Origin of the sequence: Selenobaculum gibii (genome assembly GCF_030273445.1) — a bacterium.
GTDB lineage: Bacteria > Bacillota > Negativicutes > ICN-92133 > ICN-92133 > Selenobaculum > Selenobaculum gibii.
Map to the genome: position 1 here is coordinate 2,544,406 of NZ_CP120678.1, position 16,211 is coordinate 2,560,616.

Annotated in this window: 26 protein-coding genes; all 26 read right to left on the minus strand. The window is 36.4% G+C overall.

The features are described from left to right. Positions 1 to 16 precede the first annotated feature (16 nt). Positions 17 to 424, minus strand: a complete 408-nt coding sequence (locus tag P3F81_RS12080; RefSeq protein WP_309320445.1) for a DUF6848 family protein — start codon at positions 422 to 424, stop codon at positions 17 to 19. Between the two features lie 20 nt (positions 425 to 444). Next, positions 445 to 882 carry a hypothetical protein gene (locus P3F81_RS12085; protein WP_309320446.1) on the minus strand — a complete coding sequence of 146 codons (438 nt, stop codon included), beginning with the start codon at positions 880 to 882 and terminating at the stop codon, positions 445 to 447. After that, positions 882 to 2,291, minus strand: coding sequence for a DUF2586 domain-containing protein (locus P3F81_RS12090; protein WP_309320447.1), 1,410 nt, complete (start codon positions 2,289 to 2,291; stop codon positions 882 to 884). The genes P3F81_RS12085 and P3F81_RS12090 overlap by 1 nt, the downstream gene beginning before the upstream one ends. Position 2,292: 1 nt before the next feature. Then, positions 2,293 to 2,487, minus strand: a complete 195-nt coding sequence (locus tag P3F81_RS12095) for a hypothetical protein (RefSeq protein WP_309320448.1) — start codon at positions 2,485 to 2,487, stop codon at positions 2,293 to 2,295. Position 2,488: 1 nt separating this feature from the next. Beyond that, complete coding sequence (locus tag P3F81_RS12100; protein WP_309320449.1) at positions 2,489 to 2,998, minus strand: hypothetical protein; 510 nt, start codon at positions 2,996 to 2,998, stop codon at positions 2,489 to 2,491. Further along, positions 2,995 to 3,471 carry a phage virion morphogenesis protein gene (locus tag P3F81_RS12105; RefSeq protein WP_309320451.1) on the minus strand — a complete coding sequence of 159 codons (477 nt, stop codon included), beginning with the start codon at positions 3,469 to 3,471 and terminating at the stop codon, positions 2,995 to 2,997. The genes P3F81_RS12100 and P3F81_RS12105 overlap by 4 nt, the downstream gene beginning before the upstream one ends. Positions 3,472 to 3,473: 2 nt before the next feature. Further along, a complete protein-coding gene (locus tag P3F81_RS12110; RefSeq protein ID WP_309320452.1) occupies positions 3,474 to 3,917 on the minus strand; it encodes a gp436 family protein in 444 nt (147 codons plus the stop codon). Between the two features lie 15 nt (positions 3,918 to 3,932). Continuing rightward, complete coding sequence (locus P3F81_RS12115) at positions 3,933 to 4,847, minus strand: Mu-like prophage major head subunit gpT family protein (RefSeq protein ID WP_309320454.1); 915 nt, start codon at positions 4,845 to 4,847, stop codon at positions 3,933 to 3,935. A gap of 16 nt (positions 4,848 to 4,863) precedes the next feature. Then, positions 4,864 to 5,286 (minus strand): hypothetical protein, encoded by a 423-nt coding sequence (locus P3F81_RS12120; protein WP_309320456.1) that lies wholly within the window; start codon positions 5,284 to 5,286, stop codon positions 4,864 to 4,866. Between the two features lie 12 nt (positions 5,287 to 5,298). Further along, complete coding sequence (locus P3F81_RS12125) at positions 5,299 to 6,285, minus strand: phage protease (RefSeq protein ID WP_309320458.1); 987 nt, start codon at positions 6,283 to 6,285, stop codon at positions 5,299 to 5,301. A 108-nt stretch (positions 6,286 to 6,393) separates the two neighbouring features. Next, positions 6,394 to 7,116: a phage head morphogenesis protein gene (locus tag P3F81_RS12130; RefSeq protein ID WP_309320459.1), complete on the minus strand. Its 723-nt coding sequence runs from the start codon at positions 7,114 to 7,116 to the stop codon at positions 6,394 to 6,396. Next, on the minus strand, positions 7,109 to 8,650 hold the full coding sequence (locus P3F81_RS12135) for a DUF935 domain-containing protein (protein ID WP_309320460.1): 1,542 nt from the start codon (positions 8,648 to 8,650) through the stop codon (positions 7,109 to 7,111). Before P3F81_RS12135 ends, P3F81_RS12130 begins: the two co-directional genes overlap by 8 nt. After that, positions 8,651 to 9,958, minus strand: a complete 1,308-nt coding sequence (locus P3F81_RS12140; protein WP_309320461.1) for a terminase large subunit domain-containing protein — start codon at positions 9,956 to 9,958, stop codon at positions 8,651 to 8,653. Then, entirely contained in the window at positions 9,942 to 10,469 is a 528-nt protein-coding gene (locus P3F81_RS12145; RefSeq protein WP_309320463.1) for a phage protein Gp27 family protein, read from the minus strand. The genes P3F81_RS12140 and P3F81_RS12145 overlap by 17 nt, the downstream gene beginning before the upstream one ends. Next, entirely contained in the window at positions 10,462 to 10,764 is a 303-nt protein-coding gene (locus P3F81_RS12150; protein ID WP_309320464.1) for a hypothetical protein, read from the minus strand. The genes P3F81_RS12145 and P3F81_RS12150 overlap by 8 nt, the downstream gene beginning before the upstream one ends. Continuing rightward, entirely contained in the window at positions 10,761 to 11,060 is a 300-nt protein-coding gene (locus P3F81_RS12155) for a hypothetical protein (RefSeq protein WP_309320465.1), read from the minus strand. The genes P3F81_RS12150 and P3F81_RS12155 overlap by 4 nt, the downstream gene beginning before the upstream one ends. Further along, positions 11,060 to 11,677 (minus strand): hypothetical protein, encoded by a 618-nt coding sequence (locus P3F81_RS12160; RefSeq protein ID WP_309320466.1) that lies wholly within the window; start codon positions 11,675 to 11,677, stop codon positions 11,060 to 11,062. The genes P3F81_RS12155 and P3F81_RS12160 overlap by 1 nt, the downstream gene beginning before the upstream one ends. 23 nt (positions 11,678 to 11,700) lie before the next feature. Continuing rightward, positions 11,701 to 11,874, minus strand: a complete 174-nt coding sequence (locus P3F81_RS12165; RefSeq protein WP_309320467.1) for a hypothetical protein — start codon at positions 11,872 to 11,874, stop codon at positions 11,701 to 11,703. 15 nt (positions 11,875 to 11,889) lie between these two features. Next, positions 11,890 to 12,378, minus strand: coding sequence for an N-acetylmuramoyl-L-alanine amidase (locus tag P3F81_RS12170; protein ID WP_309320468.1), 489 nt, complete (start codon positions 12,376 to 12,378; stop codon positions 11,890 to 11,892). 3 nt (positions 12,379 to 12,381) lie between these two features. After that, positions 12,382 to 12,633 carry a hypothetical protein gene (locus P3F81_RS12175; protein WP_309320469.1) on the minus strand — a complete coding sequence of 84 codons (252 nt, stop codon included), beginning with the start codon at positions 12,631 to 12,633 and terminating at the stop codon, positions 12,382 to 12,384. A gap of 115 nt (positions 12,634 to 12,748) precedes the next feature. Then, a complete protein-coding gene (locus tag P3F81_RS12180) occupies positions 12,749 to 13,078 on the minus strand; it encodes a Mor transcription activator family protein (RefSeq protein WP_309320470.1) in 330 nt (109 codons plus the stop codon). A 15-nt stretch (positions 13,079 to 13,093) separates the two neighbouring features. Then, a complete protein-coding gene (locus P3F81_RS12185) occupies positions 13,094 to 13,540 on the minus strand; it encodes a regulatory protein GemA (protein ID WP_309320471.1) in 447 nt (148 codons plus the stop codon). Positions 13,541 to 13,543: 3 nt separating this feature from the next. Beyond that, the gene (locus P3F81_RS12190) at positions 13,544 to 14,227 is read right to left on the minus strand and encodes a hypothetical protein (RefSeq protein ID WP_309320472.1); all 684 of its coding nucleotides are present in this window, start codon (positions 14,225 to 14,227) and stop codon (positions 13,544 to 13,546) included. A 3-nt stretch (positions 14,228 to 14,230) separates the two neighbouring features. Beyond that, complete coding sequence (locus P3F81_RS12195; RefSeq protein ID WP_309320473.1) at positions 14,231 to 14,476, minus strand: AbrB/MazE/SpoVT family DNA-binding domain-containing protein; 246 nt, start codon at positions 14,474 to 14,476, stop codon at positions 14,231 to 14,233. Further along, positions 14,476 to 15,159 (minus strand): hypothetical protein, encoded by a 684-nt coding sequence (locus P3F81_RS12200; RefSeq protein ID WP_309320474.1) that lies wholly within the window; start codon positions 15,157 to 15,159, stop codon positions 14,476 to 14,478. The genes P3F81_RS12195 and P3F81_RS12200 overlap by 1 nt, the downstream gene beginning before the upstream one ends. 115 nt (positions 15,160 to 15,274) lie before the next feature. Further along, entirely contained in the window at positions 15,275 to 16,210 is a 936-nt protein-coding gene (locus P3F81_RS12205) for an AAA family ATPase (protein WP_309320475.1), read from the minus strand. Between the last annotated feature and the right edge of the window lies 1 nt (position 16,211).

A 16,211-nucleotide genomic window follows, 5' to 3' on the forward strand; every position in this document is an offset into this window, starting at 1 on the left:
ATATCCTCAAGACGGCTTACAATTTCTTTGCTAAAAAACTGTTATTTGTACCTACGATTTCTTGTAATTGCGTTCCAATCGGTACAATTAATCCTGGCTTTTCTGTCAAAAGTGGCGCAATTGCTGCCATATCAGGATAAATTAAAGTATCTTGTACAAGATTATGCATTGCCTTTAAAGAGTCGCCCATGACAGACTTAGTAAATCTGCTTAAATGTTGTCTTAATGGCTTTCTAAAATATAAAGTTAATTCCAAATCATCGTTATCTGAACTAATTTTATAAACCTCTCCATACTGTGCTTTCCATTGATTAATCTGCTCTGTAATCGGTTCTGGAATCTCTGCTGCTAATTCTTTATTTACAGCTTTAGCATTTACGACTGTAGCAGCTTCTACAATTTCAACTTCTGTATTTTTAGTCATATGTATCTACCCCTTTAAATTTAATAATCACAAGCTTTTAATCCGTCATACTCAATCGGATCAAGTATAATCCCAGAGAATTCCGTTGCTATTCCCTTGTCACCCTGTTTTGCCGAATTTTTTCTTTCCGTTATTTTTACACTTGGAAGAACATCTGTTAATGTACGTTCATCTTCATTTGCATAACTGACTACTATTGGGAAAGGTTTATGCCGATAAAATGCCGGATAAAGTTTCATTGCATCGTTAAATTTCTTTGCTTCTTCAAGAAGTAATGTAAACTTAACTTCCGCAGAATAATTTCCTTCTGAATATCCTATAGGCACTGATCCTTTTCCATATTCGGCATTTGTTTCTTTTTTATCCGAATACTCAATATCTTGAATGCCAATTAAAACCCCATGCGGTAAAGTAATCGTAATATCTTCCCAAGAGTACGCTTTTCCATTAATTGACATTACTCTGTCCCTCCTGTTAAAAACGGATTTACTAATCCAATTTCAATGTCAATATTACGCATGATTCCAATCGGTTGTACGCCAATTTTCACCCTAATTCTCGAAGTTGCTAAAATATCTTGTCCCGCTGGAATAGTAACAGACCCATCCGTTATTTCCTTTGCACCTTTCATAATTGATAACGGTTGATTTAAATGCGCTTGCAGGGCTTTTATCCCCTCATCACTTGCCTCATAATTTTTAAACTTTAACCCGGCAGTGCGGACAAGTTTACAGGCTTTATCCATTACACGGCGATATTCACCATATTGATAATCACTAACAGCTTCCGCCATTAACCGAAACTCCGTAATATAAAAACCATTGAGCCCTTCGTACCGTCTCGCTGTTATATATCTTGCTGTATCTAGTGCTTCAATATGACCGTCATTGATACCTGACGGAAGCAAGCTAACTACACCAGGCAAACTTCCGAGTATAACTTTACCCGCAGATTCTTGTACTTTTAAAGTGCTAATGCGCCCTGCAATAACCCCCGCCATATTTCTTTCAACAATATTTCCTGTCAAAGAATCCGTCAGTTTCGCAAATGCACTGCAAACTCCAACCCGATCACTTGCAAAAGTTGATGATTCATTCACTCGTTTAGTCATCCACTCATTAATATCTTTTTCACTGGAGCTTTTAGCTTCAGCTAAAAAGTAAATATATCTAAATTTTGTTTCTGCTTCTAAAGCTCTCGTAGCTAAAGCAACCCATAAAGATTTTTCTGATTCACCACAAATATGTATACCTTCATAAGTCAAATTAGTATCTAGCAAGATGTCTATTGCCTCATTGATAGATGCAATACTTGCTGTTGGTGCTTCTGTTGTAAAACTATACTTGTCATTGGCGATAAATGAATTTTCTACGTCTTCATTTCCGGCACTAAAAGCCAAAACTAACCCTGTCCCACTTAATTCATAGATTCCTGTAACCGGAACGGTAATCCGTCTTGAATATGAATTACCATTATCTGTTGAATATTGAAATGCTGCACTATTTAAAGTGCCTGTATCAGTAACTAAGATAATTACCTGATACGCATCTAACGGTTTTCCGCTTACTGTGATATTTCCAGTTCCTGATTTCACTGATTTAATTGCAGAGAAAGTGCCATCAATTGTTGCTGCTGCTCTTACCGCATAGATTGTTTCTGCGCCTCCCATTAAGCTATCCGCAATTGCATTAGAAAGCGGGCCAGTCCCAATTGTACCTTTTATTTGGTCTTTATCCGTAAAAGACATAATCTGATTTTCTTTTCCCAGACTACTTACTCCAACTTTGCAAATAATGCCTGTACCAGTACCAGGCTGAATACCTAGCCCACCATTGATTATATTGATATTTACATTTGAAAGAGCCATATTATCCCTTCTTTCCTGACATAGAACCCTTCAACCAATCTTCTACTGCCTTTTTAAACTCTGATTCTGCTAATACTTTTCCTTCTGCCCAGTTATTTGCAGTTTTTACTCCTGCAAAAACCCACGCTTTTAATCCATTTTTCTTTGCTAACTCTTCAATTGTTTTTAGTTCTGCTTCTTGCGTTTCCTTTGCCACATTATCCATCCCCTTTTTTCAGAATAGAAGTTTCCGTATCTATACCAGTTAACAATCTTACCTGTCTAGTAACAAAAACTCCGCCACTAAACCTAATATCAACTTCATACCCCATCCCACTAGTTAAAAGTGATTTATCTTGAATATAACGTAAATCAACAGCCTCAACAGCAATACGATAATTTTCTTCATTTGTAAAACTTGAGGAAAGTAGAGCTAAGAACCTATCTTTAAGCCCAACAACTCTCACATCATCTTTTCCTATCAATCGAACTGTTAAAGTCAGCGCAGTTTTATATCGCCGAATGTGATAAGTCCTAATTCCATTTACAAAATCATCACTATAAGCAACTTTATTCCCATCATAATCAACAGTTTCTTTTTCCGCTGTTAAAATCAAGGCATACTCAGAGCCTTTAAATGCAGTGACATCAGATTCTTTATCGTATATTTTTTTAAGTCCAATATCTCTTAAAATACCTTTTAGGAATTCTATACAATCAAGAATCATTTCAAAGCCTCCTTAATATGCTGAGTGACAATTGCCTTTATTTCGGTTTGATCATCACTGGATATCCCGATAAAAGGACGTGCAGGGATTTTCACCTGCTTTACTTGTGCAAATCCCTTCCCCACGGCAAATTTTAAGAATTTGCCTTTTGCCTTAATCGTCATACCATCTTGATGCACACTTGCATATTTAACATTTGTTCCTACTGCAACGCCCTCTGGTTTTGCTTTATAAGTGATGGATGTTTTTAACCTAGAGCTATCAGTTAGCGTTTGACCGCTTTCCTCTTTGGCACGAATAGATTTTTCCCACGACTTCCCATCAGGGGATTTTTCATCTTCAAATCGCTTCTGCGTAGAAGATACCAAAGCTTCGCCAATCTCCTCATGTATTGAAGTAAAGTTTAAATTTATCATTTTATTTAAATGCTGTTCAAACTTTGACCAATCACCCTCAATTTTCACACCACTCATTTTTAATAGCCTCGCATTTTCGTTCTAGTAAATATACGTGCTTCGTTTTTAATCGTAGCAGCTGTTAATTGACTCATATTAGTTGTAGCTGACTCTCCAACTTCTGCTGCTCCAATCTGCACAATCCCTTTTGCTAGATTTTCCAAGAATTTAATTGCTGCCTTATACCTTAAAATAATAACTTCATCTTGTGTATCTTCTGAAAAGCCACGCCTGGAAAAAAGATTATAAAGTGCAATATCTACAGCAAATTTACGAATTACCGCAGGAACATTTTTAAATGGAACTTTATATTGTTTTGCTGCATAACCATCAATTTCAGCCCCTGCATCTAAAATTGCTTTATCGGTAACCTCTGTATCAATTTCATCATCCTCTGTAGATGTTAGGCTTAAAATCGTTTCTACCGGTAATTGCTTTGTTAAGTCCTCCAGTGTGCAATACATTAAAGCACCTCTTTTCTATGCACTTGCACCAGTAGAGCCAAAGGCAAGCTGCCAAAGTCCATATCCACCATTACCTCGTGCATCAACGCCATACATATATTCCTTACGCATAAATACATTTTCACTATGAGGGTCATTAATCGTAATAAATTCTGGTTTTTTACGTTCCTGATACACGAGTGGCTTAATTGCTCTTGACGTATCAAGTAAAAACCATGCTGTAGGCGATGATGCAAGTTCAGGCACAACTAAAAGCTCTGCACTATCTTTATAGATGTTTTCTACCAATACATCATTTTCGCCAACTTTATCCACAAAATTACTTGCTTTTAAAATTTTTCTGCCCTTTTCTTCAAGTTGTGGTGGAATAACTAAAAGATTCGGTACAATACCAAGTGGTTTCTTCGCACCATCCGTCAAAGACATCATTTTCATTCTTGCAGCAGCATAACTTTCAAATGACAATTTTTGTGTTCCTAAGTTGGATTGTTTCAATCTGCCATCATCTGAATGATTACTATCGAAATAAGGTTTACCATCATAGCACTTTTCCATAAAACCTTTTTGAAGTAACGTAAAAATAATATCATCCGGTAAAATCGCTGCACTTCTGCCCATTTCTTCAATCATAGGAGCATAAATACCATAAGTATCATCTTCGATATCGTTTCTGGAGATTGATACCGTTGCTTCAAAATCTTTATTTTTCACTGTATAGCCATGTGCCAATAACTTATTAATCGTTCTGTCTCCAACCCACTCCCGCATTCGCGGAAAACTGCCAAGCCATGCATAAGTTTCTTCCTTTGCCGAAGATGGTACACTCATTGCAATCTGTTGCCATTTAGGTTGTGACCCTTGAAAAGCCTTATTAAAAAGCACCCGAAAACTTGTATAAATTCCTGCTAACGCATTTGAACTAACTAACATAAATAAAATCGCCTCCTTAAATTGCTACCCAAACTCCGTCATCATCCACATCAAATATTTTACCTGCTAAACTTCGTTTCTTAGCAGTGTCTACTGTTGTACTTCCATCGGTTAATGCTACTGTATCATCATCGACGATATAGCAAAAATCACCGATATTTTTTCGTGAGATTTCATCGTCTCCAGAAGAGTTATTAAAAGCAAAAATCCCAAGTTTAACTTTTACATCAATAGCTCCAGCAACCTCACTGATATTAATTGCTCTTTCATCGGCACACCCAATCGCCGTTAACCCTAAAGCCGTTTTCCCTGCAACTGCATATCCATCTGCATTAATCGTGACAATTGCCCCACCATAAATTTTTTCACTTCCGGCAACAGGCAATACCAACAAATTTCCTTCACGCTCTTTTCTATTTACATCCATGCTTAAAGCCATGTTATAGCCCCCTTAAACACTATACTTTTTAAATTCTTCCGCACTAATTCCAATTGCCTTATTGATTGACAATTGCATTTCATCTGATATATCTAACCCCTTTGGATCTGCACCACCTGCAATTTCTTTAAACGCAATAACAACAGGAGCATCTTTTAAAAATGCATTAAACCCTACAGGGTCTTTTAAAGCGTATTCTTCAGCCCAAGATTTTTGGGCTGGTGCTACTTTCCCCGATTTTAAAGCCATTTCGACTAATCCATCACGCTCTTTTAATTCAAGCTTTTCTTTAAGTGCTTTAAATTCTTCGGCTTTTACATAGCCACTTGGATTTTTAAGTCCAATAATATTCCCCTTCACTTCATCTAGTTTTGCATCTTCTTTTAAGCCCAAAAGCTCTAAAACTTCCTTATTAGCAACAATTTCTTTCGATTGCTTACTGCAAGCATTTGTAATTGCCTCTGTGATTTCATCTTCCGTAGCTGTTTCCGCTAGTCCTAACATCTTAGCAAGTTTTTTTAAAAATTCTTCCATTTCTTTCTCCTCCTCATCTAGACCAAGTTTACACACAATCGGCTCCATTCCATCAATTGCAGGAGTGTTAGTAAGTGCCGCAGAGTGTAAACCTATGGCTCTTTTTTCTTTATTTAACAAAATCACCGGTGATAAATACTGGTATTCTTTATTTCGAATAAACGTGGCTGCTTTGTCCGTCCATTCAACCTTTCCCCAAAGCCCTGCTTCCCCTTTATCAACTAATTCTTTTATCCAACCAGCAGCTGGGGCGATCACATCTTTTAGGGTTTGATGTTCATAATCAATAACCAAATCATTTTTTTCTTTACTAAAAGCATCTAATATACTTTTTATTGATAAAGCATCTACTTCAAAGCAGCCTTTTTTACTTTTAACTTTACCAAAGGGTAAAAGCTGAATTTCTTTATTTGAAATTCCATCTAAACTACAGGCGATAATTATGTATTGATTTTTCTTTTTCAATTTACATTCACCACACTATTTAATACCTTTTAAAAATCTTCAAAATCCCTTTAAAAACATTTTAAAAACTGTCCTAATATATTTGCCTATGTCGCCATCTTAAAGCGCTTATAAACGATTTTTCTTTTCTTGATATGCAGCTTGCAATTTATCATCATATTTACTCATATCAAGCTTCCATCCTTTTGCTGGATTTGTATCAAATCCGATATCTGGAGTTATACTTACCACTTGTCCATCCGTAGTAGAACGGACATCAGGCGCATCGCCTGTTTCAACTTTTATTCCATCCCGCTCCACTTCGCGCATGGAAGCTGTACGAACACTACACCTGCATCGATACCCATTAGGCGGATACCAGGTTTCCCAAAAAGGATCGTCAAATCTTCTTGCTACACCATGCAACGCCCTATGTGCCGGACGTGTTCGACTGTCATTGACCGCACTATATATCCAGATTGGTCGATTCTTCGTAATCAATGGCTTCATCTGTTGCTTATATCTGCCTGCATTATAAGCAGTTTGAATATTTGTTCTAAAAATGTTATCTGTTCTATATGCCGACAATCCTGTATATCCTTTATCTTCAATATACGTATTGATGTTATTTTGAAACTCTTTTAACGTGCCACCGTTTTCAATTGTTTCTAAAAGTTCATCATAGATATTTTGAATAATGTCTAAGGTTGCAACATTAGTAACGGTGAACGCTCGCGTTTTCATTTCATCCTTTAACCACGCCCAAGCTTTTGGCTCCATTACAATCTTTTTCTTGAAAAATTCAATAGCTTCTTCAAAACTCAATGGCTCTAAATCAACTTGCTTATCCATCAGCAGACCACCGACCATACAAATCAGCAACAAACATTGCTTTTGCAGTTAAATCTTCTAACCTTTGAGTATCAATCTCTGGATAAACATTGAGAAGTTTTTCTTTCAATGCTTCTAAGTTTTCAGCTTCAGCAACTACTTTTAAAATTGGCGCAATCATCGTCTCAATGATTGGTATACCCTCTTTAAATGCACAATCCGCTAAATGCTCAATACTTTGTTGACTAGGTGTAAATCTATTTGACTGAGCTTTTAGTGCTAACGTGTTAGATGAAACTGCTGGCTGAGCCTGTACCTGTGGTTTTAAGATTTCATCACCATCTTCTGGTTTTGGGATCCCAAATCGTTCATAAACATGCTGTGTAGCAATCGGCAACCCCATATTAGAAAGTGCTTGATAGACTTTTGATGATTTTTCCTGGTCTTCTGGTTTCTCACAAGCAAATTTAAACACCGGCAATCTTTTTAAATACGCTTGACCATAATTGTAAAGAACCATTGGGCGAATTAATTGACTTTGAATTCTTTTAGAAAGTGCTTTACAATCTGCTTCTAAAATATCTTGTCGAACAGTTTCATGCACTTTACTTGATGCCAAGCTTCCTGATGCAGCAACCTCACTCGTTTGGGTTTGTCCTAAAATCGCCTTACTAATTTCAGCATTGCAAAACTTTGCTAGTGATTCATAAATATCACCGTCTGTTTTCATTGCTTGTACAAATTCAATTTTTGTACTTTCAGGAATAATAGCAGCCGCATCACTGCCAATTTGAAGAATTGCATTAATCAACGTTTCTTTTTCATCTTCAGATGCACTCGGTTCATATTTACCAATTCTAATTGGCATTCCATACACTTCGGAAAAAGCAACCCAGTCCTTGATAGTATAGTTCTTGAACAGATACATCCACACACAAGTTCTAAAAACTCCAGCCCTTGAATTATAGCCACTACGCGCTTTATAGCGATGAACAATAAATTTATTTTCTGGCAGTTCTAGTCCTGGATACATATTTATATCAGTAATAAGCCTCAAATTATCTAAATCGTCATAACGAAACTTCTTTTGATGTCTCCATTTAAGCTCATTTGGAACTACTTGCCCATTTTCAATCCCCCACATAATTTCAGTGACTGCGAATCCTTTGCCAATTGCATCTAATAATGTCATTAATGCATCATCAAAATCTTCAAGATTGTATAATGCATCACCAATAAACTTTGCAATCTCCTGATCAAGCGCATCATCGGAATAAGAAATCACTTCATAATCACAACCAAGCACCGCATTTTTACGCGTCCCCATGACGCTCATGAGGTGCAGGTCTTTTTCCTCAATCTCCTCAAAAAGCTCCATCTGACGATAAATATCTCCGCTATCAGCTTCCTTAAGAATACGTGCCAATTTTTCAGGAGTAAGCCCATTACTTGGATATGTACTATATTTATCCCTTATGCTCGCAACTGCAATTTCATCTTTTATCGGACGCATACCACTTGTTTTAATTGGTTTGCCAAAACTATCTAAAATCAATTAATATGCCCCCTTTCGCTTAAATCGTTTTTTAGCAACACTTTTATACTCAACCGGTACAAATTCTGCCTGTCCTGCATGAAGTCCTAAAGCTGCTGCCCAAAACCTATCCGCATGACCGTTTTCGTTGCGATCAGCATCATAACGAATATTACCCGCTGCCGTAACAAGTTTCTTTACACTATGCAAATCGTTTCGGATTGCTTTTACAACTGGAATTCTTGCTTGCTTATCCTCAAAAATCTGCTTCATATTAACGGCCATTTGTGCCTTTGATGCTGAGGTAAATGTTACCTGCTCTACTCTTGATTTTCCAAAATCAAGCTGTGCATCTTCTGCCAAGTTTGCTCCAATCCCCGTACAATCAATACATGCACGACGAAGTTTGAGCAAACGTAGATATTCATACAAAATCTTTTTCTGTGACCGAAATTTCATTTTTACTAACTCATGAACAGCTCTTGTATAAAACACATCACCAAGCTTCTCCCAAAGCCAGATTACTGATAAATCTTTTTTTCTCCCAATATCTAATCCTAAGAAAAGGTCTCCAAAAGGATTAAAAAACTCCGGTAAAATGATGGATGTTTCTTTTTCGCATTCACACCCTGCAATAAGTTCATAGGTAAGATAAGCACTTGCTTCATCAAGAAATTCGCAACAATACTCTTGTAGCCAGTCATCTTCACTATCGCAACCTTCTCTAAGTTCCTCAATGTCGATTGGTAGCCCATCTGCAACTGCTTTATAAATATCTACTTCGTGCTTGCTCCAGCGGTTATCACCGCTCCATAGCTCGTAAAACTTTCCGCTTTTACCATTTGGCGTAGAGATTACACGAATTTTATACCCTCTTGTAATTGTCGGATAAAGTGCTGTCCAAATCTTACGGCTGTCTCTGTGAAAGGCAAATTCATCTAATACGACATTTCCTGAAAATCCTCTTGCTGTATCAGGATTTGCAGGAAGTCCAATGATTTTTGAACCATTTGGCAAATTAAGTTCCAGCATTTTATATGCACGATTATCATCAATCTGAAATTCATCTTCGATAACCTCACATACATGTCCAATCGCCTTTGCGTGCATCTGTACCTTTTCCATGAGCTCCTTAGATTGCCGTTCACCACGGCTTAAAAGCACCCATAAGGTTTTATGCTCAACTGCATCGAGTACAACCTCTAAAGCTACACCAAAAGAAAATCCCGTCTGCCTGCCCTTGTTTGCAATTTTGAAACGACTCTTATCGCTGATCCACTCTTTTTGATACTGATAAAGCGGAACAAGACCACTAAGTTGTGATGCCATAAATCTGTTCCTTGATATATGATAATGTTTCCGGATCTAAATTTTTCTTTCCAGCCGTTTTAGATTCAATATTTCTCATTGCTTCATCCGCTTTACGTTTTGCTTCAAGTTTGAGCTTTTCACGCTGTACTGCCGATCGTTCCAAAAGTGCTAACGCCTTTAAAATTTCACCGGTCTTTGTATCATCAAGATTTTCAGTCAAAACTAATTTTTCCATGATTAGTTGTAAGGCAAGCTGCGTTGCTGCTTCGGTCATTTCCAAACTTGGACCATCTTTAGATTCCGTAACAATCGTTTTAGCCTGTTCACGCACGATTTTTAGTCGTTCCAGTTTTGTTAAAAATGTTTTACCATAACGCCCAACACTAGATTTACTAATCTCATGCCCTTCACCGCGAACATAGACTGCAATCTGCTCGTATGTTTCACCATTAACCAATCTTTGATTAATTGCTTCAACAAGTTCCGCTGGTAAAATACTTGTGATTTTACTATGAGTCCGCCTAGCCATCTAAATCCACTCCTGGATCAGCGTCAATGCTTCCTTCTAGCAAATCTTTTCCTTTCGCAGTTAATTTAACTAAGCACCTTGTAATTCCAACCTCTGGTGAATTAACATCCTTCATTTCCACATAACCCTTTTCTGCTAAATAGGCTAAATACGTTTTCACTTGTGGCGGTGAACAACAATACTGCACATCAGTCAAAATTTCAGATATCAAATGATCACCTGTAAGATTTGGATAGTTGATATCTAAAATTTTCATAATGCGACCACGAATTTCTCTTGCTACATGACCCCTCAACCTCTTTCACCACCCGATAACAATTTTGCTACATTTTCATTAATATGAGATACATCCGTTGTTAAACGATCAACTTTAGTATCTAAATTAGATATGGCACGCAGGAAATCATCACGAAAAACATAAGTATGCGGAAGCTGATTTTTCATCTTTTCCAAATTTTCTTGTGTCTTTTTTATTTCTTCGTGATTTTCTTTCATTTTTTCTTTTATGCTACTTTGTAAATCCCGAAGAAAATAACCAATACATCCTATTGCACCAACCAAAACAGACATAATCAAATCTTGCACACTCATTAGAATTTCACCTCAACCCCTGCGCCATAGAATTCTTTGATTTTAGGGACTTTGCCAATGAGTTTGTATTCAATATTTCCATGATTGCGAATAACGCCAGCACTTGCCACAAACCCTTGATTGGTTAGATATCCACCAATTAAAATATTTTTCTCATTTTCAGCTAACCGATAATTTACTTCGTGATTGACTAAATCCGTAACATCAATAGTTGCATTCGTAGAAACGCTGCCAACTAATTTTCCATCTTCAAATTTAGTCGTTTCGCCTTTAAGTCCATCAAGCTTGTAATCATTACCGTTATATTTCATTGAAATACTTGGTGGCGAAACGGCAAGGTCAATGTCCGTTTGTTCCTTTGCCGTGACTTCATTCCCAGCCGAATCCCGATAAATAATCGTTTCTTTCGGCACATACTGAATTTTTGTTTCTGTCACCGTATCAGTGAGGATAGTTGGTGACTTATTTTTTTCCTGATTAAATTTATCCTGTAATGCTAAATAATTTGCATTTAAACCTTGTAACTTTTCAACATATTGATGCGAAAGGTACAAATAGCAACCAATCGCACCAGCAATACCAATAAGAAAAAGTAAGACTACTTTTCTTTTATCCACTGCCCAGCCCTCCCAACTACTCTTTAAAGTAATTTTGTTACGCCAAATCCAACTAACACGCCAACCCCAAAGCAAACAATAGCTGTCTTTTTTACTTGACGATTTGCGTATTTTTCAACCTCATTACGCGTTTTCTGATTAAATTGATTTAAACTTTTTTCTGCACTAAGCAAAAATGTAATTGCTTTGTTAAACATATAAATCCCTCACTTTTAATTATTTTGATACCAGATTGCCTTGCCACGGATTGTTTGCAATAACGCATACAAGTTGTCTCCTGGACATGCTGTACAATTCGTATCACGATGTCCAACTACAAATTTCTCTGTAATATCTAGCCCATATTCCATACAAAGTTTAGCCAACAGCAAGGCTGTACTTTCAATCTGTTCTGGTGTTGGATTTCCCACATCGAAATCACCGCTTACATGAATACCAATACTTCGGCTATTCGTTTGATCATCATGCGCACCAACGCACCAATGTGGTCTTCCCACTTCAATAGTGCCATCTTTTGAAATTACATAATGATAGCCACATCCACTCCACCCCTGATTAAGATGCATTTTATGAATGTCAGTAGCATGGTAATCTCTATCTACGCCATCTCCCGTGTGATGAATCACAATTAAATTTGTTTTTGTACGATCTGTTAGACTTTTAAAATTCAACCCAAAATCTTTGATTTTTACATCACGCATAGATTAAATTCCTCTCCTTTCCGATTGTTCCGATTGTATTTTGTTCCCGTTTAAATACTTGTCCCCAACCTTTCCCACTGTCGCACAAGTAATCGTGAAAGATGCGAAAATGGAATACCCTCCCCAATCAATGTTTAAACAAGCTAAATACATACTGACAATTGCAAATGTAATAAATGAACAAAATGAAATTGTGTTCACTAGACTTGCCTTGCCATCATAGCCATACAAACAATCCTTAAAAAATTCTTTCATTCCCTCACCACCTCCCAGATAAAATAAAAAATCCTAGTACGAACTTTTCAGTTCATACTAGGATTTTACTTGTTTATTTATAAAGCATCATTATATAGCACTTTAGAAATTTACTTTACAGATTTACTTTATCTTGAAAAAGGGATATTTGATTTTTTTCTAGCTGTTCTTTTGTGATAATATTTCTAATCCACATTTCCGACAAATTATATTGTAGAGCCAGCTCCTTATAATTATTTCCGTTAAATTGTTTTACGATTATCCTGTCACGCGCTCTGGCAATGACATTATCAAACTTGGGAACGTAAAACGATGTTCCACCTAATTCATCACTTAACCTGACAAATGCCTCTATTCCCATTATGTTAGCAGCATCAAGACAATATGGTGGCAAATCGCTCATTGTCATTTCTTTAATTAACGCTTTGCGACCTTCGCTATTCATTTTTACCTCCCAATTCTACAACGATTTTTTCTTTCTTGCAAGCATTGCTTTCAATCCTTCTATCACTTTGCTCGTCTCATCACGCGTTTGTGGCCACGGCTTTTTAATCACTCGTCTGCAAAAACCTTGCTGACGTTCAGGTTCTAACATTTCCATATCTATAAACAATTGATTGACCTTATTAAGTTGCGCTGGATAAGGAAGACCATTTGGATCAGCGTATAAAGGTTTATTTTTTTGATATACTCTTTTCGCTTTATTTTTAAAACCAATCTTTTCAAGGTAAGCCATGACACTTTTAAATCCATCCGCTGTAAGATTTTTAGCAGACTCTACGCCTCCATATAAATCTAGTACACTCCTGTAATCCATATCATCTAACCCAAGCTGACTTTTAGCAATATGTAGTAAAGCTAACTGCTTTGACGTGATTTTTTCTTTTGAATTTTTTAATGCCCCCATAACTTATCCCGCCTTATTAGAGTTAAGCGTAAGACTAAGCGATTCTTCTAGCCAAATTGCTTTTTTAATTTCTTCAACATTCAACTTTTCTAAATCAAAAAATCTAGCAATTAAATCATAGTTTTTAGCTTCTTTTATTGCATCCAGTTCTTCTTCTAATTCGCCAGGGCAGCCAAAACTTTCAAGCAAATTCTTATCCGACGCATAATCACCCTTCAATTTTTTCTTAGCTACTTTGGCTGCTTTATCGTCTAACCCTAAGCTAATTAAAATATTGTGAATATTATGCTGTTTGTAATCACCCTTGCAAATTGCAATTAAAGCCTGTTTAAACCGCGTTTCAACATCATATTTTACCTCTAATTTTCTCATAATTTTATCTTCAGCTAAGGTCGAATCCGTGTCATTATCCAAAACATTTTTAAGTTTTTCGTAATTATCCACTTCAAATTTAGTCTTATACGATACTTCGCAACTGCCAGAATCAGAAGCAAATTTGACATATTTGATATTTTTATTCTCAATATCTGCAATTGCTTTGCTCTGAAGCTTTGCTTTCACCATATCCAGCATTTTTTTATGATTTTTGTTCACTCCATCAAGCATAATTGCTACATTAACTAACTTCTCTACATCTTCACATTGATTTATATAGTCAGAAAAACTCTCAACGTTAGTAAAATCCATACCCTACGCCTCCCATACTTTCAATAATTCAAGCGTACATTTACGGCAAAGATACCGACCTTGATACATTTTCACATTATCACTGCATCCACAAAAAATGCAATTACCTTCCGTCCGCTTCATGACGATGCTCCCCTCGTCATTCACGCTCACATTAAATTTGTCCCCTGCTTCCATTCCATAATCACGGCGAAGAGCAGCAGGAACGGAAATCCCGCCTGCTCTCGTCATTTTTTTATTGAAATCCATCAATATTCCTCCTCTTCGCTAGCATATTCAAGTACTATATTATGGTCATCGAGAACCAATTTAGCCCCTGTTGTATAAAGCTTAAATAAAGTTGCTTCAACTCCATATAATCCACCCATGATTGTACGATTGTTAAACTCACAATCTCTAATCCTAACACTTGTAACTATACCCTCTTTATTTACAGTTAACCTATATTTGCATCTATATTCCTCAACATCTTCTTTTGGATCGAAACAAATAAATATTAAGATACCATTAGGGTCTGAGCAATGGAAAGACATCTCTTTTCCCCAATAATCATCGTCATATTCTGTAACATGATCTTTCATTTCTCTAATGATCTCCGATAACTTATATTCAGTTTTGGTATCGCATAACAAAGCATTCATTTCATTCTTTATTTTTTCGATTCCACATATACTAACCTCTTCTTGTAAATAATCGTTAATTGCGTTCATCACCATTACGTTGTAACTACTAATATTTAATTCTTCTAAATTAATATTAAGTTTTTCTTTAATTTTAGACTCTAAATCTTTACTAAAATCACTATAGGAAGAAAATAGATCAGAAACAACACTCGAAATTGTTTCCTTTAGTCTTTTTTCAACAACTTCTTCAAGATACCCGTCGGCTTCAATTTTAGCCAATTTATCATTTACGATTTTATTTAAATCCATTAATAATCCCCCTTCTACTTGAATAGCAACCTTTTCACCCAACCAATAAATCCTTTTCGCCTAGCTCCCATATGCAAATTTTCTATACTATAGCCGTTTTTCGTAAGTTTCTTCATCATACGCTGATAATCACTTTCTTAGCTGAACGTATATGCTCAATTGCTATAGCTTCCTTACATTGATTTGCAATTGTCCAAGCAAAAAGAAATAATTTGACCATGATTCTAAATGCCCCAATAGAATTTGCCACCTTGTAAAGCTCGTTTAAACAATCTTCGTCAAGCTCAACTCCATTTTGCAATACAATTGCCTTTACATCTTCCATTTTTACCTTCATATCTAACGCAATTCGTACTGCACGACTGAAAAATTGACCAGTGATTGTTTTATTTCGTTCTGTAATACTTTCCATAATTGCAGGATTTCCAACTAAAACAAGTGGACATTTCGTTGCATCATAGATACGTCTAAGCGTTTCAAGTCCATCTAAGCGTAAAAAATGTGCTTCATCAATGAGAATCGGTCTATTTGTATTTTTAAGAATAGCAATAATGTTCTTTTCAAGGCTTTTATTACGACCTTCAGCTTTTTTATTGAGAGCTTCCAATATTTCTTCCATCACATCACGACCACTGCGAATATTAGGACTTGCAGTGAAAAATAAGCTATTAGGATTTTCCGCAACCCATTTATTTATCGTCACTGTTTTTCCAATGCCTGGCGCACCGTAGATTACAATTACATCATTTCTATCATTTGCATATTGAAGACCAAACCACATTTCTTTCATCACTGCCGTCACTACGCGTTCAGGTTCTTTTACCGAAAACACTGCTTCTTTACGTGTTTCCTCAATTCCAAGCACTGCCATAATCTTTTTCGCTACATTTTCAACGCGTCCATGGTATTTATTTGCTAAGAAACTAGATAATGAACCGCCTGAAATTCCTGCCATCTTAGCAAATTTCTCCTGAGAAATTTCTTTATGCATATCTAAATAAGCATTCACTTTTTCTATGATGATAGAAATATCTAACTCTTGATTTTCCATA